The following is a 23,662-nucleotide window of genomic DNA, read 5'->3' on the forward strand; positions in this document are numbered from 1 at the left end:
GCAAAGAGCCCGCGTTTTGCCTCTTTGGGTGGAGTTCAATATGGTCAGCACCTCGCTCTGGATGGAGACGGAGATCCTGCCGGAAGCGGGAGCGCTTAAAGGCGATGTGCGCTGCGATGTCGCCGTGGTCGGCTCCGGCATCGCCGGGCTCTCGACGGCGTACGAACTCATGAAGCGCGGCCGGTCAGTCGTCGTCATTGATCGCAAAGGCATCGCAAGCGGTATGACGGCGCGCACGTCGGCGCACCTTGCGCCGCTTTGTGATGATCTGATGAGCGAATTCAAGAAGCTGCGCGGCGCCGATGCCGCCAAGCTGTTCTACGAAAGTCAGGCTGCCGCCGTCGACCGGATCGAGGACATCCAGGCCGGCGAGAATATTGCCTGCGACTTCCTCCGTACTAACGGCTATCTTTTTCAAGACAACGGCATGCCGGCCGATATATTCGATGAGGAGCTGGAAGCGGTGCGCGAGGTCGGCGCTCCCGTTCACCGGCTGGTCGGCGTGCCCCTCAAAGGCTGCGAGAACCGGCATGTCCTTCAATATCCACGCCAAGGAAAATTCCACCCCCTTAAATATCTCGCCGGACTTGCGGCCGTTTGCGAGAGCGGCGGCGTTCGTTTCTTTGCCAACAGTCCAGTGGAAGAAGTTGCCGAGCAGGACGGCGCCGTCACGCTGCGAACATCGCAAGGGCAGGTCACGGCCAGCCACGCCGTGATCGCGACCAACGCATCCATCGCCGATCGGTTTCAACTGCACACGAAGGTGGCTCCCTATCGCACGTATGTCGTCGCTTTCGACATTGAACGGGGCGAACTTCCCGATGCGCTCTATTGGGACACCGAAGATCCCTACCACTATGTACGGCTGCAAACCGGCCCAGACGATCATGATTTCGTCCTTGTCGGCGGCGAAGACCATAAAAGCGGCGAGGCCAACGACGCCGACAAACGCTTTGCCCGGCTGGAAAGCTGGGCACGCGACCTGATCCCGGCTTTGGGCCGCATCACCCATCGCTGGTCGGGTCAGGTTCTCGATACGATCGACTATGCCGGCTTCATCGGCCGCGAGCCCGGCAGCGAGCGCATCTACCTCGCGATGGGAGATTCAGGCCAGGGTCTGACCCATGGCGTGATGGGCGCGATGCTGAACACGGCGCTCATTCTGGGCGAAGATCATCCCTGGAAGCCCGTCTATGCGCCGGATCGCAAGCCGCTCGCAGCGGCGCGGAACTTCCTACGCGAGAACATGACGATCCTGCAAAATCTTGCGGAATACGTGGCACCGGGTGAAATCGCTTCCCTCGAAGAGCTTGAGCCGGGTGAGGGCGCTATCCTGCGGCGGGGACTCGAAAAGATCGCCGCCTACAAGGACAAGGCCGGCGAACTGCATCTTCATTCGGCCAGTTGCACCCATATCGGCTGTCATCTGCACTGGAATAGCTTTGAGAGCTGCTGGGACTGCCCGTGCCACGGTTCGATCTTTGCCCCCAACGGACAGCCGATCAATGCACCGGCCGTGTCGGCCTTGCGCCCGGTGAAGGTCTAGGGGGTCAAGGCACCTGGGAGCGTTCCATCTTCAAAAATGATGACATCGAGCAGGACGATCTGCGCAGCCCGCGCGCACCGTGGGCCGTCCTGCCGCCGCCGCCGATTGAACCGATAGCTGACAGCTTTCGATGCGAGGTGTTGATCATCGGCGCTGGCATCACCGGCGCGCTGGTGGCCGAGCGTCTGACACGGCAAGGCCGCCAAGTTGTCATTATCGATCGCGAGCTTCCCAGTCTCGGCAGCACGGTGGCCAGCACCGCCATGCTGCTCTGGGAAATCGACCGGCCACTGTTCGAACTCGCGCAGCTCTACGGCTTCGAGAAAGCCGTGCGCTGCTATCGGGCCAGCCACCATGCCGCGCAAGGCCTCCTGTCCCTGGTTGCGCATCAGGGAATTGCGTGCCAGATGCGTCCGCGTCTCTCGCTCTATCTCGCTGTCGATGACAGTCCGAAGCTTGTTCAGGATGAATACGCGCTGAGAAACCGCGCCGATCTGCCATCCCGCTATCTCGATCATGCCGCGCTTCTGAAGCGCTTTGGCATCGCGCGGGCGGACGCCCTTTTGTCAGGGGACGCGGCTGACGCCGATCCGGTGCTGCTCACGCATGGCCTGCTTGATATCGCGCTTCGGCGCGGCGCCCGCCTTCTCAAGGCTGATGCGGTTGCCTTTGATAGCGCGGGCCGGAGCGTAACCGTCGGCCTCGAAAGCGGGCTTTCGATCGAGGCGCGCTGTGTCGTGCTCGCGACCGGCTATGTAATACCCGACATCGTGAAGCCCACAGCCCAACCGGCTTCCAGCTGGGCCATTGCGACCCGGCGGCAGCCGGGCAATCTGTGGCCAGAGCAGGTGCTGATCTGGGAAGCGAGCCGGAACTATCATTATGCGCGGACTACCGCTAATGGCCGCATCATCCTTGGTGGCGAGGATGATCATGCGCTGATCGAGCCTGATGCTCGCAATGACGCAACGCCGGCAAAGATTGCTGCGCTCAAGCATTATCTGAAGGCACTTTGGCCGCAGGCCTCGGACCGGGTCGACTTCACCTGGTCGGGCGCTTTCGATACCACCCATGACGGCCTGCCGTTAATCGGCGCGGTGCCCGGCTGCAAGAATATCTTCGCCGCCTTTGGCTATGGCGGCAACGGAATTACCTTTAGTTTCCTCGCGGCGGAACTTCTGGCTGCGTTGCTTGCCGGGGGCTCTTCGCCCCTGCTCAATGATCTTGCGATTGACCGCGATATTCCTGGCTAACGGCGCGCGATCAGGCTGCCTAGCATGAAGGCGACGAGTAGCGAGGGCAGCGGCGCCTCTCGCACCACGTCGCGCAGAAAGGCGAGCGCCTGGCCTGGCGGCTGCCCTTCTTCCGGGCTTTGCCGCACAGTGCGGGCGGTCTCACGCACGCCTTCCGAAACGTCCTTCACTTTTGCCATAGGCGTCTTCGCTGTCCATCTGATCCTCCTCCGGCATATCCAACAAGCCACGCTCATGGATGCCCAGTCGTTCCTCCACCGTTCTGTCCTTCGCCATGAAGCCGTTGTTGTGAAGTGAACCATCGGCGGAAGCTTGCCTCGGCGCCTAAGACGAAAGACGGAGAGCAAGCCCCAGCGACTCCGCTTATCGTGGCGTAATGGTCTGTCCTCGCGTGTGCCGTACGGAAGACCCGATTTAGGAACTTCTGATCTCGGCCGGGCGTTTAGCCATGTTTCGCGGAGTCGGGAACCAACCGGCCAAGGCGACCCAGGGGCAGGAAAAACAATGGTGCCGCACCCCTCTTGGTCCTGGCGCGGGGGATGAGACTTATGAATATTCAGCAGACGGCGGTCGATCTTGACAGTCTCGAGCCGCTCGCAGCGCTCGGTTTACAAAGCCCGTCACCCGCTTTCCTCGCGCAGCTTCCCATCGCGATCCACGCCTGTGACGCGGAGGGGCGCATTCTGTGGTTCAATTCACGCGCGGCGGATTTGTGGGGCCGCGCGCCGCGGGTTGGCGACAATAGCGAACTCTTCTGCGGCTCCTACAAGCTCTTCCTTGATGGACGGCCGATCTCGCGCGAGCAGACGCCAATGGCCAAAGTGCTGCGGACCGGCGCTCCGGTCCGTGGCCTCGAAGGTCGCCTGGAAAGGCCCGATGGCTCACACGTCTGGGTCACCATCCATATTGCGCCGGTCTTCGATGAGGACGGTGTCCTGGCCGGGGCCATCAACTGCTTTCACGAGCGCATCGGCGGCCGACTCGAAATGTCCGACGCCCGTTCCGACGACTGGATGCAGGCCCGCGATGAACGACTTGCCGCCACCTATGAGCATGTCGGCGCCGGCATCGTCGAAATCGATCGCGACGGCCGCATGCTACGGGTCAACCAGCAGCTTTGCCGGCTGACCGGATATACGGCTTCCGAGCTTTTGGGACGAACGATCTTCGAGGAGACGCTGCCCGAAGATATTGCCGAGGACCGCGCGCAATTCAGCCGCCAGATCGCGGGCGAATTCGATCGCTACAGCATCGAGAAGCGCATCTACCATAAGGATGGCGGACATATCTGGGCGGCCGTCACGTCATCGAGCATTCGCGACGTCGCCGGCAATTTTCTCTACGCCGTTCGTGTGCAGCACGACATTACGGACCGCAAGCGCGCCGAACAGTCGCTCGCCCGGAGCATGGAAGAGCAGGCCGCGTTGTTTGCCTTCTCGGAAAGGCTGCAGCACTGCCAGACGGCCGAGCAAGTCCACGAAGCCGCGCTTGATGCCATCACGCGCGCGCTGGGTTGCACGCTCGCCTCGATCCTGCTGTATGATCAGGCCGACATCATGCGGTTCGTGGCCTGGCGCGACCTCTCGGAAGCCTACCGCAGGAGGGTGGAAGGACATTCCCCGTGGGATCGCGGTGAGATCAGGCCGACGCCGGTCTGCATCGAAGATGTCGGCAGCAGCGAACTGCCTGATGATCTGAAGCAGACAATCCTCAATGAAGGCGTTCAAGCCGCGGCCTTTACGCCTATTGTCCAGGATGGCCGGCTTGCCGGCAAGTTCATGGCCTACCATAGCGAGCCACACCACTTCACACCGTCCGAGCTCGACACGGCGCTCACGCTGGCACGGCTGCTCGGTTTTGCCCTTGCGCGTCTTGCTGGCGAAGAGGCCCGCCGCCTGGCCGAGCGCGATGCCCAGCAACTCGCGGCCATCGTTCAATCGTCGGTCGATGCCATCGTCAGCAAGAATCTCGACGGCATTATCCAGACTTGGAATGATGGCGCCCGGCGTCTGTTTGGCTACAGCCGGGATGAGGTTGTGGGCCGATCGATCACGATGCTCATTCCGCCCGACCGGGAGGATGAGGAGCCGCGAATTCTGGCCAAGATCAAGGCCGGTGAGCGGGTGGATCATTTCGAGACCGTGCGTCGCCGCAAAGATGGCAGTCTGGTCGACATTTCGCTGACAATCTCGCCGATCCGCGATCGCATGGGTCGCGTGATTGGAGCCTCAAAGATCGCCCGCGACATCACCGAACGCAAGCTCGCCGAAAGAAGATTGCAGGAGAGCGAACAACGGTTGCAGGAATTGCTCGACGCCATACCGGCCGCCATCTATACGACCGATGCCGACGGCAAGATCACCTATTTCAACCAGACAGCCGTCGAATTTGCCGGCCGGACACCGTCGCTCGGCAGCGACGAATGGTGCGTGACCTGGAACCTCTATCTTCCCGACGGCACGCCGTTGCCGCATGATCAATGCCCGATGGCCATTGCCCTCAAAGAAGGCCGTCCGGTGCGCGGGGTCGAAGCGGTTGCCGAACGGCCCGATGGCACACGCGTTCCCTTCATCCCGTTCCCGACGCCCCTGTTCGATGCATCCGGCCGAGTCACCGGTGCCATCAATATGCTGGTTGATTTGAGCGAGCGAAAGCAGGCCGAAACGCAGCAGCGCCTGCTGCTCAATGAGCTCAACCACCGCACCAAGAACAACATGCAGATGCTCCAGGGGCTCCTATACACGGCGGCCCGCAGCGCCCGGAGCGAGGAGGCCCGGCGTGTGCTCGACGATGCCTGTAGCCGGATCGCCGCTATGGCCGCTGCCCAGCGTGTTCTCTATGGCACCACCGACGCGACCAGCTTCGCCGCGGATGAGTTTCTCGGCGCCGTGGTCGAAACGATCCAGCAGACGCTGCCAGCGGGAATCAAGATCACGCGCACGTCGGCAACCGGTGCGCTATCCAATGATATTGCCATGCCGCTCGCCCTGATCCTCAATGAATTGCTGACTAACGCAGCCAAGCACGGGATCAGCGATCCGGCCGCCGACAGCATTCGCGTCAGCCTTGTTGAATATGATGGACAGTTCGAGCTTTATGTCGAGGATGACGGGCCCGGATTTGACTTGAATGCGGTGCGGCAAACTTCGTCGGGCCTGCGTCTGGTACTTGGCCTTGCCCGCCAGCTCCATGCTGAGCTTACCGTGAGCCGGTCGCCTTCGCGCGCTACCCTTCGCTTCGGCGCATCGCGAGGTGCATGATGACGCAGCCGAGCATGTCCGATAGTCATGAGCTGGCTGCTCCGACCGATCGTCCGCCTGATGATAAAGTGGCGCCCGCCGCCGACGAAGCGAACGATCGTGTTGATCAGTCCCGCGCGGTTCTGATCGTCGAAGACGATTTTCTGATTGCCATGCAGGCCGAAGCCGCGTTGCTCGATGCCGGCTTTCGAGTGACCGGCATTGCAACCACCGCCGAGGAAGCCTTGACGATGGCGAGGGAACAGAAGCCGGCCCTTGCCATCATGGATATACGTTTGGCCGGCCGACGCGACGGCGTCGAGGCAGCCGGTGATCTCTTTCGCGAACTTGGCTTGCGCTGTGTCTTTGCTACGGCCCATGATGATTTCTTGACCCGCACGCGGGCCGAGCCGTTCGCGCCGCTGGGCTGGCTCTCGAAGCCTTATACTATGGCTTCCCTGACGAGCGTGGTCCGTGCATCGCTGGCGCGGCCAGCCTAGCTTCTCCGCGTCCAGCGTCGATGCCGCGACACTTCCGCCTCGATAGGAACAACCGCAGCGCCTGGCTGTTCGGGAGTCATCTCCCTTCAAGCCCGAGGCTCTTCCATGTATCACCACGTCAAGAAGTTGATGTTCACCGTCCGCGTCGATGAGCCGGACCCGCGTTTTGGCAACATGCTTCTTGAACAGTTCGGCGGCGCCAATGGCGAACTTGCAGCAGCAATGCAATATTCGATCCAGGGACTCAATTGCGAAGACCCGGATCGCAAGGACCTCCTGATGGATATCGGAACCGAAGAGCTGAGCCATCTGGAAGTCGTCGGTACGCTGGCCCGCATGCATCTCAAGCCGGCGAAGTTTGATCGCCAGGCGGCCGAGGCCGATCCGCTGATCGCGATCGCGGGTGGGGGCGGCGTGAACCTCTTCAATTCGCAAGGCAATGCCTGGACCGCCGATTACCTGAAGATCACGGGCGAACTGGACGTGGACCTGCGCAGCAATATTGCCGCCGAAGCGCGGGCGAAGATCGTCTACGAACGCCTGATCAACTTTACTGACGACGCCGGCACTAAGGACGCCTTGCAGGTTCCTCATGACCCGCGAAATCACCCATATGAAGGCATTCTCGCTCGCCCTCGAGAGCATGAGCAAGCCGGCCTTCAGCATTGGCCGCATCGCGCCCACACCGGGTCTCGTCGACCAGTTCTTCAACGACTCCACGGGCACCGGCGATCATGGTGAGATCGACACCCGCGGGCCCTGGAACGAGGGCGGCGAATGGGTCTTCACGGAATCGCCGGCCATTCAGGCCGGGGAACCAGGACCCGCGGCGGCTATCGTCACCGAAAGCTCACCGCCGGTCGACGAGGCCGGTCTTGGCGACCTGCTGATCGACGAGCTCCGCGACATCCTTCACGCCGAGAAGCAGTTGACGAAGGCGCTTCCCAAGATGGCGGAAGCGGCGCGATTCGACCAGTTGCGCGAGCTGTTCGAGCTGCATCTCGGCGAGACCGAAACCCAGATCGAGCGCATCAATGAATGCTTTGAGTTGCTCGGCAAGTCCGCGCGCGCCAAGCCCTGCAAGGGCATGATGGGTCTTGTCGAAGAAGGTCAGGAAGTCATGACCGAGGGCGAGGAGAAGGAAGACGCCGCGGCCGACCTCGCCCTGATCGGCGCGGCGCAGCGGGTCGAGCATTATGAGATTGCCGGCTAGACGACAGCGCGCAACCTTGCCCAGCAGCTACGCCATAGCGCCGTCGTCAGCCTCCTATCGAAGTCACTGGCAGAAGAGGAAAACGCGGACCAATTGCTCAACCAGGTCGCGCGGTCCCTGATGTCCGTCGCCAAGATGCCGGCCGCCGTCGAACAGACCGAACAGTAGGCGGATGAGGGCGGTCCCGAGCAATGCCACGGTAACTGCGCAGCTTTGAGTCTGCGTCAGCCGCCGTGCCTTGCTGTAGTCGGAGGCGTTGCCGATGTCGTCCATCGTCCCTCAGCGTGACGAGCAGGACATCTATCTCGTTGAAGACGATGGTGGCGCCTCGGGCCCTGTCTGGTGCGAGGCGCCCGTCCTTGGCAACGACTTCGAAGCCGTTGTGATGGATCTGCTGGAGGGAAACTATCAATGCCCGCGCCGGGTCGCGGTCTATCGCTCAAGGTTGGGTGCGCGATGCGTCGGCCGAGGTGGTTCACGAATTGCGGCGGCGCTGCGATCTCCAGCTCCGCGATATACCGGAGGCCCTGCATGCCTTTACCGACCGCTATGAAGGACGCTTCGCGGACGTGCAATTGCCGTTGCCAAAACCAATAGGCATTAGGCCTTCCACACACGCCATGACACAACCTGTCACCCCTGCCACCTTTCTAAGCCTTCCTGCGGGCGCGCCCGACATGGTCTCAAGCGCGGATGTCGTGATCTTTGGTGCGCCGGACGCGACGCCGCATGTTCCGGGCGCCACCAGCCATGCCGCACGGGCTCCTTCGGCTCTACGGGAAAGTACCCAGCAAATTGCGCGTGATCCCTTGCGGTGGGATTTCGATCAGGGCGGCCCGTTGATCCCCGAAGGATTGCGGGCGGTTGATCTTGGCGACCTTCCAACCGATCCGGCAACACCGCAGGAGAACCGCTCGCTGATCACATCCACAACCGTGAGCATTCTGAAGGCGGGCGTCGTGCCTCTGCTGCTCGGCGGGGATGACTCGGTTCCCATTCCATTCTTCGCGGGGTTCGAGCGGTTTGGCCCCGTCACCATCCTGCAAATCGATGCGCATCTCGACTGGCGTGACGAGCGGGATGGCCTCAAGCATACATTCTCCAGCACCATGCGCCGCGCCAGCGAAATGCCATGGGTGGAGCGGATCATTCAGGTTGGACAGCGCAGCATCGGTGGTTCGCGGGAACGGGATCTTGCCGACGCCCAAGCTTGGGGCGTGACACTGTTCAGTGCGGCGACCGTGCGCCGACATGGCGTGCAGCCGGTCATCGACCTCATCCCGCCGGGCAGCCAATGCGTCGTTACGCTCGATTGCGACGGCCTCGACCCGACTGTTATTCCCGCGGTGCTGGTCCCACAGCCGGGCGGTCTCGGCTATCTCGATATCGTCGAGCTGTTGCATGGCGTTACGCAACGGGCGCGGATCGTTGGTTTTGATCTCGTGGAACTGGTGCCGGATGCGGATGTACGAGGCTTAGGCGTGCTCGCCGCCTCGCGCATTCTCTGCGTTGCCCTCGGATGCGTGGCGCGACAGCGATCCGCTATGAGGCTAGCGGATCAATGACAGCACGAGAGGCCTGATCAGGATTTTGCGGTGCCGGGCTCCGCCTGTTTGCGATGCTGCTTGGCGAGTGTTTCGGCCGGCGTCACATTGGCAACCGCCGACTGGATCTTGTTCTTGAGGCCGGTCACGACATCGCCTTCGCCATTCATCATCGCCTCGAAACCCTTGCGGGCGACCATCGCCGCATCGTCCTTGTCCTCAGAGCCCACTTTGGTGTCGAGCATATCTGCGCGTGCAAAGAACTCGGTCTCGGTGGCGCCCGGCATCAGGCAGGTGACCGTCACTTTCGTGTCGCGCAGTTCCTCGCGCAGCGCAAAAGAGAGGGAGTTCAGGTACGACTTCGAGGCGTTGTAGACGGCCTGGAAGCTCCCCGGGGTGAAGCCCGCGATCGAACCAGTAATAAGGATCTGTCCCTCATTGCGCCGGCGCATGTCCTGGCCAACCCGATGGAGCAGGTAGGTCGTCCCCATGACGTTGGTGTCGATCACCTGACGGACACGCGCCCACTCCTGATCCAGGAAAGCATGGCCCAGGCCGCGGCCGGCATTGGCCATCAGCACGTCGACCTTGCGACCTTGTGCAACCTCGTAGAGCTTGTCGACGCCTTCAATGGTAGCTAGATCGGCTTGCAACGCCACAACGGCGATGCTGTTGACTTCTTTGCGCAGCGCCTCCGCGGCCGCCTCGATCTCGGGTTCATCCGCGGCGACGAGAAGGTCATATCCTTTGGAGGCGCAGAGCCGGGCAAGCTCAAAGCCGATGCCGGTCGAGGCACCCGTCACAATTGCAAACTGTCCGGCCATGGGCGCATTCCCTCTCGGTTTTTTTACGTGGCTCTGAGCCTAATGGGGCACAGGCGAGAGCGTTCCTAAGCGGTTAGGAACCAGCCGCAAGATTGATGCTTGGTCTGGTCGCGCAACCTTTGGAGCGGAGCATGAAAGCCCTCACCTGGCACGGCAAGAGCGACATCCGCTGTGAATCCGTTCCCGATCCCAAGATCCAGGACGGACGTGACGCGATCATCAAGGTGACGGCCTGCGCGATCTGCGGCTCGGACCTTCATCTGTTCGACGGCATCATGCCCACCATGGAAAAAGGCGATGTGCTCGGCCACGAGACAATGGGCGAGGTTGTCGAGGTCGGCAAGGACAATAGCAAGCTCAAGGTCGGCGACCGCGTGGTGGTGCCCTTCACCATTGCCTGTGGCGAATGCTTTTTCTGCAAGAACGGCTTCTACTCCGGTTGCGAGCGCTCCAACCCCAACGCCAAAGAGGCTGAGAAAATGTGGGGGCATTCGCCCGCTGGCCTGTTCGGCTATTCGCACATGTTGGGCGGCTTTGCCGGCGGCCAGGCCGAGTATATGCGCGTACCGTACGCGGATGTCGGGCCTTATAAGGTCCCGGAGGGGCTCACGGACGAACAGGTCTTGTTTCTCTCGGATATTTTCCCGACCGGCTATATGGCCGCGGAATTTTGCAACCTCAAAGGCGGCGAGACAGTCGCCGTCTGGGGCTGCGGACCAGTCGGCCAGTTTGCCATCAAGAGCGCATTTCTGCTGGGCGCCGAACGGGTGATCGCCATCGACACGGTGCCCGAGCGATTGACCCTCGCCATGCAATCGGGCGCCATCACGCTCGATTTTATGAAAGAGGATGTCTACGAGCGCATCCAGCAACTCACGCAAGGGCGCGGCGCCGATGCCTGCATCGATGCGGTCGGCACCGAGCCTGACACCATGGCAAGCAAGGATTCTGTGATCGATCGCATCAAGGTCGCGACCTTCATGGGAACCGATCGCCCGCATGTTTTGCGGCAGGCCATCCAATGCTGCCGCAACTTCGGTACTGTCTCGATTGTCGGCGTCTATGGCGGCGTGCTCGACAACATCCCGATGGGCAGTGCCATCAATCGCGGACTAACCTTCCGCATGGCCCAGACCCCTGTTCAGCATTACCTGCCCAAGCTTTTGCAACGCATCGAAAAGGGCGAGATCGATCCAAGCTTCGTTATCACCCATCGAGCGACGCTTGAGGAAGGGCCCGATCTCTACAAGACGTTCCGCGCCAAACAGGATGGCTGCATCAAGGTCGTGATGAAGCCGTTCGGCTGATGGGAGAGGGCGCCGCGAAAGAGTCGAAGTCGAATTGGCTGGCGGCCGCTCAACTCGGGCTTGTCAGCAGCACGTTTTCGACGCTCATCAGCCAGCTTGCGGCGTCACAGTTGGGACGGGACGCGGCGGTCGACTGGATGACGGTCGCTGCCATTCCAGGTCGCGACTCCATGCTGAGCGCGTCGCCTTCGGTTCACGCGATTGCCCTTGGCATCGCCTTTCATCAATGGGCGGACTTTTCCTGGGCGCTGGTCTTCTTCGGTCTGTTTGGGCGCTGGACGAGCCGTCTTGTGCCCGGCACTCTCTTTTGGCTGGCGATACCCTGGGCCGCGGTTACTTCGGCGACCGAGTGGTTTGGACTGGTGCCGCTGTTTCCGTTCTTCCAGCCGATCTTCACTTTGCAGCAACCCTACTGGATCGGCTTTCTCGTTCATCTCTCGTCCGCTTTGATCTATCCCCTGTTCGCCTGGCTGCGTTGGCCGCTGGGGCGCGCGCCGCCAACATCCGCGGTGCGCTTTGCCAAACGGTGGGCAGCGGGAGCACTTCTCGTGCTTGCAACGTTCGGCCTTGTTTCCGTGATTGATGGGTTTGGTTGGCCGCTGCCAATCCTCAGCCGCGATGTTGCCGGTGATCAGCGCTATATCCGCCATATGGTCACGCATCATGAGCAAGGAATTGAGCTTGCTAAGCTCGGCCAGCAGCGTGCGCAGGACCCGCACCTGCGCGCGCTCGCGGCCTTGATGATCGCCAGCCAGCAGGGCGAGAACCGCATCTTCGATCGTTGGTGGCGCGGGTGGTTCAGCGAGCCGATGGCGCTCTGCTTGAGCGAGGAGCGGGTGGCCATGCCTGGCTATCTGACGTCGGCACAAATGGCGGATGCGCGCAACGCGGCCGATGGTGAGTTTGATGCGATGTTTATCCGTCTGATGAGCCTGCATCATGCCGGCGCCGTCCAGATGGCGGATAACCAATGGCATTCGTCCGGCGATCCCCGCCTGCGTCTGATGGCGCATGCCATACGACATGAGCAGCAAGGCGAGATTGCTTTGATGAACAACGTCACGGGCATCGAAGCCGTGCGGCAGGCGACGCGCAACATGCTGGCCAACAATCTCTGACCAACCTTAATCTTTCTCTCAGGAACGAGCTTCTGATCTCGCCATTAGCCTTCATGGGCCGGGCAACAAACAAGGAGAAGATTGATGGCAGACGAACAACGTGGTGGCTCCGGAAATTTCGCCAACGATCCGCAGCGCGCGTCTGAGGCCGGCAAGAAGGGTGGCGAGCAAAGCCACGGCCAGCAGGGACAGCAGACCCAGGGCGGAAGCAAGCCCGGCCAGCAGGGCTCGACGGACAATCCGGGCAATTTCGCCAACGATCGCGAGAAGGCCAGCGAAGCCGGACGTAAAGGCGGCCAGTCCTAAGGCTTCACTGACCCAGCAAGGCCAGGACGTCGATGAGATGTCCTGGCCTTTGTTAAAAGCGCGCCGAGCTACGTCGCTGCTCGGAAGGTTTGTGTGGCCGCCTCTGCCGAAGCTGATCCATGCGACATTGCGAGGGCTTCTTGTCAGGACGCCACCGGATGACTTCCGTGCCGTGCCGAAAGCGGTCGCCCGTCACATGGTCATAGGATACTTCGACCACGAAAGTTGGACGCACGGCTTTCCATTCGGCCGATCGCTTTGTCGACCAGCGGCTTGGACCGCCCGGTGAATTGCTGGTGAAGCTCTGCAACCTGACGATTTTCTCCAGCCGATCGGTGAGAGCCAGTCGATCGGACGATCGGATGCCGGACGTAAATCCGACATGGTGCAGAAGTCCACCCTTGTCGTAGAGGCCGAGCAACAATGAGCCAACGACTTTTCGATTGCCCTGCTTCTTCTCGGCATAACGAAATCCGCCGACAACGCAATCAGCCGATCGCAGCAGCTTGATCTTCTGCATGCCGTCTCGGGTGCCGCCTCGATAGGGCAGGTCGAGGCGCTTGGCGACCACGCCGTCATGATCTTCATTTACGCTGTTGAGCCAGGCCTCGGCATCCGCATAGTTTCGGCTTGCCGGTGTCAGCCGGAAAAGCCCGCTCGCCTGGAAGGCCTTTCCCGCAAGTGTTTCAAGGGCGGCGCGGCGCTTCAAAAGCGGCAGACCCGAAAGATCTCTCGCGCCCGATCGCAACAGGTCAAAAACCATGAAGGTTGCGGGAGTTTCTTTGGCAAGGTGCTTGACCCGGCTGGCGGCCGGATGAATGCGTTGAAGCAACGCATCAAACGAATAGCCCTCATCAAGCTCGATAATCAACTCACCATCCAGGGTGAGCGTCTTCGGCGACAAGGCGGCCGCGGCTGCGGCAATTTCCGGGAAGTAACGAACCAGATCGCGGCCGCTTTTGGATTGCATGCTGACTCGGCTGCGTTCGCGGATCAAAAGACAACGGAATCCATCCCATTTCGGCTCGTATTGCCACTGGGCCCCCCGTGGCAGTTGGGCGACGGACTGGGCTTCCATGAGCTGCATTGTGCGGTTCAAGCCTCCCGGAGGGGGCGCAGGACACTGATCGTGAAGCCCTGGCTTTTCACGGCATCAAGCGAAACCGTCTGGAAAACGTTCCTCCGTCACGGTTATGCTGCGATTGATTTCGATGTCGGCTCCTTCTGCTCCAGTCGCTACAGCAGTTCTCTCAACGCCTGCGCGTCGGCCGGCGCCGCACTCTTCTGGTCGTTGTCGAAATAGACAAAGGAGTCGCAGCCTTGCCGCCTCCACGATTTGAGGCGCCCTGCCCACTGGGTGAGCGCTGTCTGCGAGTAATGGCCGGGATAGCGCCGCCTGGACCGTGTCCGCGGACATACACGAAGTCCCGTGGGCTTCCAGCGAGCTGACGCATCGTGATGCGTCGGACAGGTAGAGTGAGATACACTTGTTAGCCAGCATCCGGAGAACGCGCGGCTGATACCAGCTCGCACGCCGAAATTCGAAACTGTAACAGCGTTCCCTGGAGAGAAGCTTGAAGAAGGACCCCAGCCGATCTGGGTCCGCTTCAAACTGCGGCGGAAGCTGAAACAGGATCGGGCCGACCTTGCCGCGTAAAAAGGAAATGCGACTTTCAAGCAGGTCGAGGCTGTTCTCGGAGCGTTCGGACAGACGCTTCCCGTGCGTGGTCAAATTCGTAGCCTTCCATATGAATACGAAGTCGCGCCCGGTCTGGTCGCGCCATGCCTTCACTGTCTCTAGCGTAGGAGTACGGTAGAACACGCCGTTCAGTTCGGTGGTCTCAAACGCCCGGCAGCTGCTCGGCAAAGCGGCGCGGGGCAAACCCTGCAAGGGCATGATGGGCCTAGTTGAAGAAGGTCAGGAAATCACCACGGAGGGCAAGGAGAAGGAAGACGCGGCGGCGGACCTCGCCTTGATCGGTGCGGCGCAGCGGGGTCGAGCATTACGAAATTGCCGGCTACACGACCGCGCGCAATCTCGCCCCAGCTACGCCACAGCGCGATCGTCGCCTTGTTGTCGAAATCGCTGGCGGAAGAGGAAAATGCCTATCAGTTGCTCAATCAGGTTGCTCGTTCCCTCATGTCGGTCGCAAAGATGCCAGCGGCGGTCGAACTGACAGAATAAAACGGCGGCCGTGGACAGAGCATCGACACGTGTGTGAACCGCATCTCGTCTAATGATGCAGGTTCACAATCGTGGCGATCATCGGAGGAACGCCTCACGCACCATTCGGTTGTTGCTGATCCTCAATTTCGGGGAGCAACAGACCGACGGAGGCAGTCATGCGGATAGCCACACTCTTCACGCTCGTCTTCGCCGCCACGGCGATTGGCCTTCCGGCAGCCGCCCAGCAGCAAAATCCCGGGCAGAACCTTCAAAGCGAAGCCGACAAGGGTGCGAAAACCCAGAATTCGGGCGCTTCTGGCTATGTCGGAAATCAGGAGAAGCCAGGCGCTGCCGCTCATCCGCCTGGCGAGCCGAATGCCGCCACCGTTGGCACAAGTCCAGCAATGGCGCCCAGCGCTCAAAACTCCGGTGCCGGCATCAGCGGATCAGCCGGCAACAAGAATGGGCCTCCTGGCCAAAAGGGCACAGTGGGCTCAAGCCAGCAAAATCTCTCGGTGCAGGAGCAAGATCCCTCGAACATCAAGGGCCTGCCAGGTGGCAAGAGCGGTCCCGCTACCAAACAATCGCCCCGTTAGGACAGGGCCGCACGATCCGTTGCCGGGGACGGCAGCTGCCGCCGCGAAAGTCGTGACGTGGTTGCGCCTGCGAGAAGTCAGGTCGCCGAAGCTGATGAGCAATGCGCTCCCGCTACATTTCTTGGTGTGTCAGCGGCGAAGCCCGGGTCGTTTGCCTGCGCGGAGGCCGTGATCTTTGGCGCGCCGGACGCAACCCCGCATGTGCCCGGGCGCGCCAGTCATGCCGCGGGGCGCGCCCACCGCTTTTCGGGAGAGCACGAGACAAGAGGCCGAAGATTCTTCGTGTTGGGATTTTGCTCAGGACGGTCCTCTCCTGGATCGCGAGCTGAAAATCATTGATCTCGGCTACCTTGCGACAGATCCGCAAACGCCGGAGGCGAACCGATCATTGATCACCTCCACGACATCTTCCATTGTGAACAGGCGTTGCCGTGCCTTTGCTGCGCGGCGGCGATGATTCCGTGCCCATTCCTTTCTTCGCGGGCTTCGAAGGGTTTGATCCGATCACCTTATTGCAGATCGATGCGCATCTTGACTGGCGTGACGAGCGCGCCGGTCTGAAGCATACCTTCTCGAGCACTATGCGCCGCGCCAGCGAAATGCCCTGGGTTGAACGCATCATCCAGGTCGGGCAACGGGGCATTGGCGGATCGCGCGCCAATGATCTTTCCGATGCCCGGGCCTGGGGCGTGACGTTGTGCCGCCTCTGTCCGGAACATGGCGAGCGGCGCGCCGTAGGCGCCTGAACGCGACCTACGTGACAGAGGGCGGGCATTGGAAAATCCGCACGCTGTCGGCGATGCCGAAACCGCCGCCGAAGTGACTGGACGGCGGCCAGTTATCGCCGGCGAAGCTCGCCGCCACTAGCCGACCTGATTGCAGGCAAGCCAGAGCGAATGTCGGGCTTACCGGCAGGTGTCAGAACCCGGAATAGTAGTCGTTAACAGCTCTCGCACGTCCCGGGTCATTCCAGTTCCAATCGTTGTCATTGCCATATTTCGGTGCACCCTGGAGCCTGTCGGCGGTGAGATTGGTCCGATACCCGCCGAGGCCCGTGTCGTACTTCAGCGACTGCCATGGCAACGGGTAGTGATCGTCTCCGATGCCCAGGAAGCCGCCGAAGCCAAGAACCGCGTACGACACTTGGCCGCTGACCTTGTCGATCATGACGCGCTCGATCGAGCCGATCTTTTGAGCGTCGGCGCCATAGACGGCGGTGCCTTCGACCTTGTCGCTGCCGATCAGCGTTCCTGTTTCACGCCTTTCCGTTTCCATCGTCATCCTCCTCCTGAAAGATCGATGCAAGACAAGTGCGATCGGCAGGTGCTCGTTCCTCCGCTCGCGCGTGCTGAGACCGCTTTCGGCCCGTCGCGCGTTTCTGGCTATTGCCAAGTCCAAGCCGGGACGTAGAATCCACGAAATTTCATAGCACTCTTGAATTCGACGCTTCGGCGATTGCCTCACTGTTCTTTCTTCTGGGGTCGACGAGGTCTGCGAAAGCGTTTCCCGGGCCGAGACCGGCGCCCGTGCCCACGTGGCTTCTAAAATCCTGGAAGCCGCAACCAGGGGCGAGACATCTCAGGACCATCTCAAGCAGGTCGGCCGCCAAGCTCTCTCGCAAGCGCCAACCATGTGGCGTTGACCGGGCGTGGAGGGACGGGGTGAATTTCCAGGTCACGGTTCTGAAGATCCTAGTCAGCTACCCGGATGGATTTGCCGCAATGGCCGACCTGAAGCGCGACATGGCGATCCTGGCGACCAGCGGTCCCGACTGGAGCGATCGCACCAAGCGCTTGGCTGCGCGCGTGCCGGACCTCGAAATCTTTTCGCAAAACCTCGTCGAGCGCGAAAACGGCGGTTGGAAGATCACCGCCAAGGGCCGTGCCGCCCTGAATTTCATGGAAGCGCGATCTGGCGCTACCCAGGTGATGGAGAGGGGGCCGACCGAGAAGGTGGTGGATACGCCCGTGCCCGTTCTGCCGCAGCCCGCCGAGCGGGCGAAGCGGCGGCGGGAACGTCGCGAGCGCCGACGCGAGGCTCGCGAGCGGGTGCGGGCGAACGCTTCCCAGGTCGCTGGCCGTGATGTCTGATCCGGATCGTCTAGGCGCTCCGAGCTACGGCCATGCGACCACCTGTCCGGCCATGACCAGCCGATCACGGCCGTTATCCTTGGCCGCATAGAGCGCGCGGTCGGCGGCCGTGAGCAGCGCAGGCACACTCGCTCGCGCCATGGGCGGGAACATTTGTGGCGCTCCCGAGCCCAGGGCGCGCGATGCGCGCTGGCGGGAAGCGGCGCGGTCGCGACCGCAACGGCTGTGTGAAGTCAGGCACGACCGCCGCAGAGATGGTCGGACCACTGGCGCCTGTGGCGATCACGCTCACCCACCCTCCCGGCCAACTCCGTCGTCCGGCTAGAACCGGCCCGGCGGCCCGCGCGGCCGCCGACGCCCGCGTCGTGCCGACCAATCCCCCTGAAAGTCGAGCCGAAGCAAACGGGAACGGCCATTCGGTCTAGCCGTTGCTCCCCGACAACGAAAGAGGACGGCGACTTGAGTGCGAAGGACACTTTCATCGGAACGGCCAAGCAGGTCGTCGCAGAAATCGTTGGAGACGGTCGGCTTGCCGAAGAAGGTTCGCGCCAAGCCAGCGAGGGGAATCTCAAGCCGGACATAGATTCCGCCTCAAGTGGCTCTCCACCTGATGAGGTAGCGTCTAAGCCACCGCCGGGCAATTCATTTCAATCGGAGCCAGCACACATGAACGAAAGCCGGTTCGCTTCTCTACTCGGCCTTGCCGCTCTGAAGGTATGGCCCGACCTGCCGCGGGATGCACAGGAACGGCTATTCGCCGCCGCCGTGGACGACGGCGTCATCGCGAACGACCTGGCCGAGTTCCTGCACGACCGCCATCCCAGGACCGCGCACCCGCCCAAACCGACGCGCTTCGTTTAGACGGGGGCGTTCGCAAAAACTGGAGCATCCTATGCTGCTGAAACTTGGAAAGCCGAAGATGCCACCCTCCGAGCCCCGCAGGGATCGGGAGCGCGAGATGCGGGAGGCCGTCATCGAAGACGCCGCTAAAACAGAAGGCAAGGACCGCGACGGGGGCAAGAAGAGCGGGTCCGGCCGCGGGACGAAGAGGATCACTCTCCCTCGCGGAAGGGCGGGCGACTCGGCGGCGCCGCGTCGGCCAAACGGCCGGCGGCGGAGCGTTCCCGTTCGGCGAAGAAGGCCGCGAAAACCAGAAAGCCGCGTGCCGCTTGATTCATTGAGGGAGATCTAGATGGGCGAAGTCGTCTACTTCATCGGAGCCTTCGTGCTGTTGACGGCACTGATCTACGGCTCCCTGAGCTATCGCTATCGAAACCGCGCGTTGGACCGCGTGGCGGAGGAGATCACGCGCGAGCGGTATCGTAGAAATCAGACGTAGTGAGCGGACATGCTGGACCAGACGCGTACCAAATCCGCGGCGCTATACCGAATGGTAACGCCGGAGCACATCTGTCCGTTCGGCCTGAAGTCGCTCGATCTCCTGGAGCGCCTAGGGTTCGAAATTGAGGATCATCAGCTCAAGAGCCGAGCCGAGACTGATGCATTCATGGCCCACGAAGGCGTCGACACAACGCCCCAGACCTTCATCGAGGGCAACCGAGTTGGTGGCTACGACGATCTCCGCCGCTACTTCCATGAACCGGTCGCAGATCCGGCTGCGACCAGCTATCAACCCGTCATCGCGGTTTTTGCGACAGCGCTGGCGATGGCTCTGGCAGCGACTTGGGTCGCGAGCGGAACCTTGGCTACGCTGCGCACCGCAGAATGGTTCGTTGCCTTCAGCATGTGCATCCTGGCGATCCTGAAGCTGCGGGACCTCGAGACGTTCTCGAACATGTTCCTGGGTTACGATCTCTTGGCTCAGCGGTATTGCGATATGCGTACATCTACCCGTTTGGCGAGGTGATCGCCGGCGTCCTGATGATCGCAGGCGCCCCGCTGAAGTGGATCGCCATTCCGATGGCCTTTGTCATCGGCAGCATCGGGGCAGTGTCGGTTTTCAAGGCGGTCTACGTGGATCGGCGCGAGCTCAAATGCGCTTGCGTCGGTGGCGACAGCAAGGTCCCTCTCGGCTTCATTTCGCTGACCGAGAACCTCATGATGGTGGCTATGGCCCTATGGATGGCGATTCGGTAATCGCCAAAGGCGGCCAGCAACGGCCATCAAGACCTCGTTGCCGTCTCTTGGTTGTCTACTCCGTCTCGGTGATCAGCTTGTCCAACGTGATGGGAAAGTCGCGGACGCGGCGTCCCGTCGCATTAAAGATCGCGTTGGCGACGGCCGCCGCCGTGCCCACGATCCCGATTTCTCCCAAGCCCTTGACGCCGAGCGGACTTACCTTGTCATCCGCCTCATCTACAAAGATGACCTCAATGTCGGAAATATCAGCGTGCGCGGGCACGTGATACTCCGCGAGGTTATGGTTCATGATCTTGCCCATGCGGTGGTCCGTCATGGCTTCCTCGTGCAGCGCCATGCCGATGCCCATGACGACGCCGCCGAGAATCTGGCTACGCGCAGTTTTTGGGTTGATGATACGGCCGGCCGCTGCCGCGCAGACGATCTTCGGAATACGAACCACACCGAGATCTTCGTCGACCCTTACCTCGGCGAACACGGCGGAGTGCGTGTAGCTGGTGTATTTCCGCATTTGCAGGAGGCTCGGGGATGCCTTGCCGCTTTCGACAATCTCCGAAAGGTCGGCTGCGTGCATGACCTCATCGATGGAAAGGCTGCGCGCATGGTCCCCATCGTGCGCGATACGGCCGCCAGCAAAGACTGTCCGCTCGTAGTCGGCGTCCGCGAGCGGCGAGTTGGTCATCGTCTTCGCGTATTTGAAGAGTGTCTGTTTGACGGCCTCGCAGGCCGCAAGCACTGCTGATCCGTTGGATGCAGCCGTCCACGAGCCGCCTTCGACGGGAGAGGCTGGCAGCGTCGAATCGCCAATTCTTGGCGTGACGGACTCCAGCGGCAGACCGAGCGCATCGGCACCGATCTGAGCCAGAATTGTCCAGGTGCCGGTTCCGATATCGGAGGCCGCAGTGGAGACTTCGAGGCGCCCATCCGAAGTCAGTTTCGCCTGGGCGGTGGCCTTCATCAGAGATGCTTCCCACGTTCCAGTCGCCATCCCGAACCCAATCAGCTCGTGGCCGTCCTTCTGGGATCGAGGCATGGGGGAGCGCTTTGGCCAGCCGATCGCGCTCGCCCCGTCGCGATAGCACGACATTAGGGCCTTGGATGTGAACTGCTTCCCGGTGTTCTCGTCCTTGGACGCGAAATTGATCTCTCTGAATTGGAGGGGATCAATACCAACTTCATGACAAAGTTCGTCGATGGCGCACTCGATCGCATTGACGCCGACGGCCGCGCCCGGTGCCCGCATGTCGCACGGTGTCGCGGTGTCGAGTTTTGCAAGACTGTAGCTGAGCTTGACGTTGTCGCAGTGGTACAACATGCCCGACCAGTTCACGATCGCTTCTTGGTAATCTTCATAATGGGAGGTCGCGGCCACGGCATCGTGCATGATCGACGTCAGCCTACCGGTTTCGTCGGCAGCCAGAGCAATCGCGTGGTAGGTATCGGGCCGGTGTCCGATGTAGAACATTTGCGATCGAGTGAGGACGACGCGCACAGATCGCTCGAGTTCGAGGCTCGCCATGACGGCGAAGAATAATTGCTGCTGGGGACGCAGCGCAGAGCCGAATGCACCGCCGACATAATGATTGATGACCTTGACGTTCCTGGACTTGAGGCCGAACACGGAAGTGACGTAACCTTGGCTGTTGTGAGATCCTTGGGTCTTTTCATAGATAGTCAGCTTTCCCGGTGCTTCGAACACGCAGGTCGTGCCGAACAGCTCCATCGGATTGTGATGTTCGGCATTGATCCGGTACTCGCTGGAGATGCGGCAGGGCGACCTTTCGAAGGCTTCCTCGGCGTCGCCGCGGGGCGATGGCGGAGGCGGAATGCCACTGCGCTTCTCGGGCGGATCGTAGGCATCTGTACGCTTCATCTCGAGTTCTGTACAATGATCGCCGAGTTCGTACTCGGCACGGACGAGCGAGGCGGCGTCGCGCGCCACTTCGAAACTATCCGAAACGACGAGTGCGATGGGTTGCCCGTCGAACAGGATTCGATCGGAGTGCAGGGGACGGAACGGATGACCCGGCGGAGCGACCTCGTCGCGCCATTTCCGGTCCAGCCATGCTGCGCTCCTCACGTTTTCATGGGTGAAGATACGGACAACGCCCGGAAGCGCTGCAGCACGCTTGGTATCCAGCGTCTTGATGCGCCCGACAGGGACTGTTGCCGAAACGATCACCCCGTACAGGAGATCCGGGGCTGGATATTCCGCGGCATAGCGCGCGCGCCCCGTGACTTTCAGCTCACCATCGACACGGCGTGTGGGTTTGCCGATCAGATCGTAGTTGGTTCGGTGCAATTCCACTGAAGAGATCCCTAGCGAAAGGTCTTATCGGATTGATCTTGCGGCGTGCCACGCGCGGCCTGCGTCAACGCGCGAACGATCGTGCGGCGCGCAAGCGCGATCTTGAAGTCGTTCTGTCCCTGACCCTTGGCACCCCGGAGCGCCTCCTCGGCGAAGTGTCGGAAGCTGGCCTTGTTGACTTCCGCGCCGTGCAAGGTCTTTTCGAGGACCTTATTACGCCACGGCTTGTGCGCGACTCCGCCCATCGCCAGGCGAAGATCCGCTATCACGCCATCTTCCATCGTCATTCCGACGGCTACGGAAACCAGCGCGAAGGCGTAGGACAGTCGATCGCGAATCTTGAGGTAAGTGTGATGGCTGCCGAAATCGGTTGCAGGCAGGATGACCGCAGTCACGAGGTCACCCTGTTCCAGCGTGTTGTCGCGTTCAGGGGTCGTCTCCGGCAGCCGATGAAATTGCTCGAACGGTATCAGCCGGCGCCCTTTCACGCCCTCGACCTCGACTTCGGCATCGAGCGCAGCCAGCGCGATGCACATGTCTGAAGGATGTACTGCGATGCAGCTCTCGCTTGCGCCGAAAATGGCGTGAATGCGATTGACGCCACCGATGGCACCGCAACCTGAGCCAGGCGTCCGCTTGTTGCAGGGGGTGGAGCTGTCGTAGAAATAGTAGCAGCGCGTCCGCTGGAGCAGATTGCCTCCGGTCGTCGCAGCGTTGCGAAGTTGTGGCGAGGCGCCCGCCAGAATCGCGCTCGCGAGCAGAGGGAACCGCTTCACGATCTGCGGGTGCCAGGCGAGGTCGCTGTTCGACACCAAGGCCCCGATCTTCAAGCCGCCGTTCTCTGTGTCCGCGACCTCTTTGAGCGGAAGACGGTTAATGTCGACGACGCGCGACGGCTTCGCGACATCGTACTTCATGAGGTCGACGAGATTGGTGCCGCCTGCCAGAACTCGTGCTTCAGCGGACTGTGCGAGCGCAGCGATGGCGTCAGCAATCGTATCCGCGCGCACATATTCGAAACGGTTCATTCTGCTGCTTTCCTGGATGTCGATTGTTCACCGAGGACGTCAGCGATGGCATCGGCAATGTTGGTGTAAGCACCGCAGCGGCAGATATTACCACTCATCTGCTCGCGGATGTCTGCTCTGGAGCGGATGTGTCCTTCCCGCATCAAGCCGACCCCGGAGCAGATCTGGCCCGGTGTGCAATAGCCGCACTGGAAGGCGTCGTGTTCGATGAAAGCGGCTTGTAACGGATGCAACTGGTTGCCGTCGGCCAATCCCTCAACCGTCGTGATCTCGGCTCCGTCGCGCGAAACGGCCAGAATGAGACACGAGTTGACACGTTGTCCGTCGATCAGGACTGTGCATGCGCCGCACTGACCATGGTCGCACCCTTCTTCGAGCCGGTGAGGCCAAGCTGTTCCCGTAACAGATCGAGCAATGCGACCCAAGGAGGCAACGACAGCTCGTGGCGCGTCCCGTTAATCGTCAGAGCGACTCGGAAAGTCGGTGTAGAAGCTGAATCCCGCACAACGCCCTCACATGGAAT

23 protein-coding genes and 6 pseudogenes are annotated in these 23,662 nt (G+C 61.4%); 19 read left to right on the top strand and 10 right to left on the bottom strand.

What is annotated here, in order from left to right:
* The first annotated feature begins 40 nt into the window (after positions 1 to 40).
* Positions 41 to 1,546 (top strand): FAD-dependent oxidoreductase, encoded by a 1,506-nt coding sequence (locus FXB40_RS42835; protein WP_148778313.1) that lies wholly within the window; start codon positions 41 to 43, stop codon positions 1,544 to 1,546.
* A gap of 137 nt (positions 1,547 to 1,683) precedes the next feature.
* Entirely contained in the window at positions 1,684 to 2,799 is a 1,116-nt protein-coding gene (locus tag FXB40_RS42840) for an NAD(P)/FAD-dependent oxidoreductase (RefSeq protein WP_187437525.1), read from the top strand.
* On the opposite strand, the gene FXB40_RS42845 is transcribed toward FXB40_RS42840, so the two are convergent.
* Positions 2,796 to 2,978, bottom strand: coding sequence for a hypothetical protein (locus FXB40_RS42845; protein ID WP_246208310.1), 183 nt, complete (start codon positions 2,976 to 2,978; stop codon positions 2,796 to 2,798). The two genes, FXB40_RS42840 and FXB40_RS42845, sit on opposite strands and share 4 nt — an antisense overlap.
* 369 nt (positions 2,979 to 3,347) lie before the next feature.
* On the opposite strand from FXB40_RS42845, the gene FXB40_RS42850 reads away from it, so the two are divergent.
* The 3 genes and pseudogenes from FXB40_RS42850 (at position 3,348) to FXB40_RS42860 (ending at position 7,919) form a co-directional block, all read left to right on the top strand.
* On the top strand, positions 3,348 to 6,059 hold the full coding sequence (locus FXB40_RS42850) for a PAS domain S-box protein (protein ID WP_148778270.1): 2,712 nt from the start codon (positions 3,348 to 3,350) through the stop codon (positions 6,057 to 6,059).
* Positions 6,056 to 6,538: a response regulator gene (locus FXB40_RS42855; protein WP_245344151.1), complete on the top strand. Its 483-nt coding sequence runs from the start codon at positions 6,056 to 6,058 to the stop codon at positions 6,536 to 6,538. Before FXB40_RS42850 ends, FXB40_RS42855 begins: the two co-directional genes overlap by 4 nt.
* 105 nt (positions 6,539 to 6,643) lie before the next feature.
* Positions 6,644 to 7,919: pseudogene (locus FXB40_RS42860) on the top strand (DUF892 family protein).
* Here the strand turns inward: FXB40_RS42860 and FXB40_RS48485 are convergent.
* Positions 7,815 to 8,024 (bottom strand): hypothetical protein, encoded by a 210-nt coding sequence (locus tag FXB40_RS48485; protein ID WP_187437527.1) that lies wholly within the window; start codon positions 8,022 to 8,024, stop codon positions 7,815 to 7,817. The pseudogene FXB40_RS42860 and the gene FXB40_RS48485 overlap by 105 nt on opposite strands.
* Before the next feature lie 176 nt (positions 8,025 to 8,200).
* On the opposite strand from FXB40_RS48485, the gene FXB40_RS42865 reads away from it, so the two are divergent.
* Positions 8,201 to 9,316 (top strand): arginase family protein, encoded by a 1,116-nt coding sequence (locus tag FXB40_RS42865; RefSeq protein WP_246208313.1) that lies wholly within the window; start codon positions 8,201 to 8,203, stop codon positions 9,314 to 9,316.
* A gap of 17 nt (positions 9,317 to 9,333) precedes the next feature.
* Here FXB40_RS42865 and FXB40_RS42870 read toward each other — a convergent pair whose 3' ends face one another.
* Positions 9,334 to 10,119 carry an SDR family NAD(P)-dependent oxidoreductase gene (locus FXB40_RS42870; protein WP_148778271.1) on the bottom strand — a complete coding sequence of 262 codons (786 nt, stop codon included), beginning with the start codon at positions 10,117 to 10,119 and terminating at the stop codon, positions 9,334 to 9,336.
* Between the two features lie 131 nt (positions 10,120 to 10,250).
* Here FXB40_RS42870 and FXB40_RS42875 point away from each other — a divergent pair, with 131 nt between their 5' ends.
* The 3 genes from FXB40_RS42875 to FXB40_RS42885 all read left to right on the top strand — a co-directional run bounded on the left by FXB40_RS42875 (position 10,251) and on the right by FXB40_RS42885 (position 12,850).
* The gene (locus FXB40_RS42875) at positions 10,251 to 11,426 is read left to right on the top strand and encodes a zinc-dependent alcohol dehydrogenase (protein ID WP_148778272.1); all 1,176 of its coding nucleotides are present in this window, start codon (positions 10,251 to 10,253) and stop codon (positions 11,424 to 11,426) included.
* The gene (locus FXB40_RS42880) at positions 11,426 to 12,544 is read left to right on the top strand and encodes a DUF305 domain-containing protein (protein ID WP_148778273.1); all 1,119 of its coding nucleotides are present in this window, start codon (positions 11,426 to 11,428) and stop codon (positions 12,542 to 12,544) included. Before FXB40_RS42875 ends, FXB40_RS42880 begins: the two co-directional genes overlap by 1 nt.
* An 84-nt stretch (positions 12,545 to 12,628) precedes the next feature.
* A complete protein-coding gene (locus tag FXB40_RS42885) occupies positions 12,629 to 12,850 on the top strand; it encodes a con-10 family general stress protein (RefSeq protein WP_148778274.1) in 222 nt (73 codons plus the stop codon).
* Between the two features lie 52 nt (positions 12,851 to 12,902).
* Here the strand turns inward: FXB40_RS42885 and FXB40_RS42890 are convergent, their stop codons facing one another.
* Positions 12,903 to 13,928, bottom strand: coding sequence for an ATP-dependent DNA ligase (locus tag FXB40_RS42890; RefSeq protein WP_246208325.1), 1,026 nt, complete (start codon positions 13,926 to 13,928; stop codon positions 12,903 to 12,905).
* Between the two features lie 51 nt (positions 13,929 to 13,979).
* On the opposite strand from FXB40_RS42890, the gene FXB40_RS48490 reads away from it, so the two are divergent.
* Complete coding sequence (locus tag FXB40_RS48490; RefSeq protein ID WP_187437528.1) at positions 13,980 to 14,153, top strand: hypothetical protein; 174 nt, start codon at positions 13,980 to 13,982, stop codon at positions 14,151 to 14,153.
* Here FXB40_RS48490 and FXB40_RS42895 read toward each other — a convergent pair.
* A pseudogene (locus tag FXB40_RS42895) lies at positions 14,087 to 14,747 on the bottom strand (DUF72 domain-containing protein). The gene FXB40_RS48490 and the pseudogene FXB40_RS42895 sit on opposite strands and share 67 nt — an antisense overlap.
* Between FXB40_RS42895 and FXB40_RS42900 the strand changes: the two are divergent.
* From FXB40_RS42900 to FXB40_RS49660, 3 genes and pseudogenes are all read left to right on the top strand, one after another.
* A pseudogene (locus tag FXB40_RS42900) lies at positions 14,704 to 15,035 on the top strand (DUF892 family protein); the annotation flags it as partial. The pseudogenes FXB40_RS42895 and FXB40_RS42900 overlap by 44 nt on opposite strands.
* Before the next feature lie 158 nt (positions 15,036 to 15,193).
* Entirely contained in the window at positions 15,194 to 15,613 is a 420-nt protein-coding gene (locus tag FXB40_RS50245; RefSeq protein ID WP_148778276.1) for a hypothetical protein, read from the top strand.
* Between the two features lie 431 nt (positions 15,614 to 16,044).
* Positions 16,045 to 16,359, top strand: a complete 315-nt coding sequence (locus FXB40_RS49660; protein WP_246208316.1) for an arginase family protein — start codon at positions 16,045 to 16,047, stop codon at positions 16,357 to 16,359.
* A 172-nt stretch (positions 16,360 to 16,531) separates the two neighbouring features.
* On the opposite strand, the gene FXB40_RS42920 is transcribed toward FXB40_RS49660, so the two are convergent.
* Positions 16,532 to 16,888 carry a PRC-barrel domain-containing protein gene (locus FXB40_RS42920; protein ID WP_148778277.1) on the bottom strand — a complete coding sequence of 119 codons (357 nt, stop codon included), beginning with the start codon at positions 16,886 to 16,888 and terminating at the stop codon, positions 16,532 to 16,534.
* A gap of 163 nt (positions 16,889 to 17,051) precedes the next feature.
* Here FXB40_RS42920 and FXB40_RS49665 point away from each other — a divergent pair, with 163 nt between their 5' ends.
* Together FXB40_RS49665 and FXB40_RS42930 are read left to right on the top strand one after the other, a co-directional pair.
* Positions 17,052 to 17,255, top strand: a complete 204-nt coding sequence (locus FXB40_RS49665; RefSeq protein ID WP_148778315.1) for a hypothetical protein — start codon at positions 17,052 to 17,054, stop codon at positions 17,253 to 17,255.
* 19 nt (positions 17,256 to 17,274) lie between these two features.
* Complete coding sequence (locus tag FXB40_RS42930) at positions 17,275 to 17,703, top strand: hypothetical protein (protein WP_148778278.1); 429 nt, start codon at positions 17,275 to 17,277, stop codon at positions 17,701 to 17,703.
* A 24-nt stretch (positions 17,704 to 17,727) separates the two neighbouring features.
* Here FXB40_RS42930 and FXB40_RS50030 read toward each other — a convergent pair whose 3' ends face one another.
* Positions 17,728 to 17,856 carry a nucleotidyl cyclase domain-containing protein gene (locus tag FXB40_RS50030; RefSeq protein WP_283813016.1) on the bottom strand — a complete coding sequence of 43 codons (129 nt, stop codon included), beginning with the start codon at positions 17,854 to 17,856 and terminating at the stop codon, positions 17,728 to 17,730.
* A 306-nt stretch (positions 17,857 to 18,162) separates the two neighbouring features.
* On the opposite strand from FXB40_RS50030, the gene FXB40_RS50250 reads away from it, so the two are divergent.
* The 4 genes and pseudogenes from FXB40_RS50250 (at position 18,163) to FXB40_RS42945 (ending at position 19,800) form a co-directional block, all read left to right on the top strand.
* Positions 18,163 to 18,564, top strand: coding sequence for a hypothetical protein (locus FXB40_RS50250; protein WP_347339811.1), 402 nt, complete (start codon positions 18,163 to 18,165; stop codon positions 18,562 to 18,564).
* A gap of 58 nt (positions 18,565 to 18,622) precedes the next feature.
* A pseudogene (locus FXB40_RS49670) lies at positions 18,623 to 18,876 on the top strand (plasmid stabilization protein).
* A 19-nt stretch (positions 18,877 to 18,895) separates the two neighbouring features.
* Complete coding sequence (locus FXB40_RS48495) at positions 18,896 to 19,042, top strand: hypothetical protein (RefSeq protein ID WP_187437521.1); 147 nt, start codon at positions 18,896 to 18,898, stop codon at positions 19,040 to 19,042.
* A 9-nt stretch (positions 19,043 to 19,051) separates the two neighbouring features.
* Positions 19,052 to 19,800, top strand: a pseudogene (locus FXB40_RS42945) (MauE/DoxX family redox-associated membrane protein).
* Between the two features lie 55 nt (positions 19,801 to 19,855).
* Here the strand turns inward: FXB40_RS42945 and FXB40_RS42950 are convergent.
* The 3 genes and pseudogenes from FXB40_RS42950 to FXB40_RS42960 all read right to left on the bottom strand — a co-directional run bounded on the left by FXB40_RS42950 (position 19,856) and on the right by FXB40_RS42960 (position 23,644).
* Entirely contained in the window at positions 19,856 to 22,111 is a 2,256-nt protein-coding gene (locus tag FXB40_RS42950) for a xanthine dehydrogenase family protein molybdopterin-binding subunit (protein ID WP_148778279.1), read from the bottom strand.
* Positions 22,112 to 22,122: 11 nt separating this feature from the next.
* Entirely contained in the window at positions 22,123 to 23,139 is a 1,017-nt protein-coding gene (locus tag FXB40_RS42955; RefSeq protein WP_148778280.1) for an FAD binding domain-containing protein, read from the bottom strand.
* Positions 23,136 to 23,644, bottom strand: a pseudogene (locus tag FXB40_RS42960) ((2Fe-2S)-binding protein). The gene FXB40_RS42955 and the pseudogene FXB40_RS42960 overlap by 4 nt, the downstream one beginning before the upstream one ends.
* Positions 23,645 to 23,662 lie beyond the last annotated feature (18 nt).

Source organism: Bradyrhizobium rifense (assembly GCF_008123425.1).
GTDB classification, from domain to species: Bacteria; Pseudomonadota; Alphaproteobacteria; order Rhizobiales; family Xanthobacteraceae; genus Bradyrhizobium; species Bradyrhizobium rifense.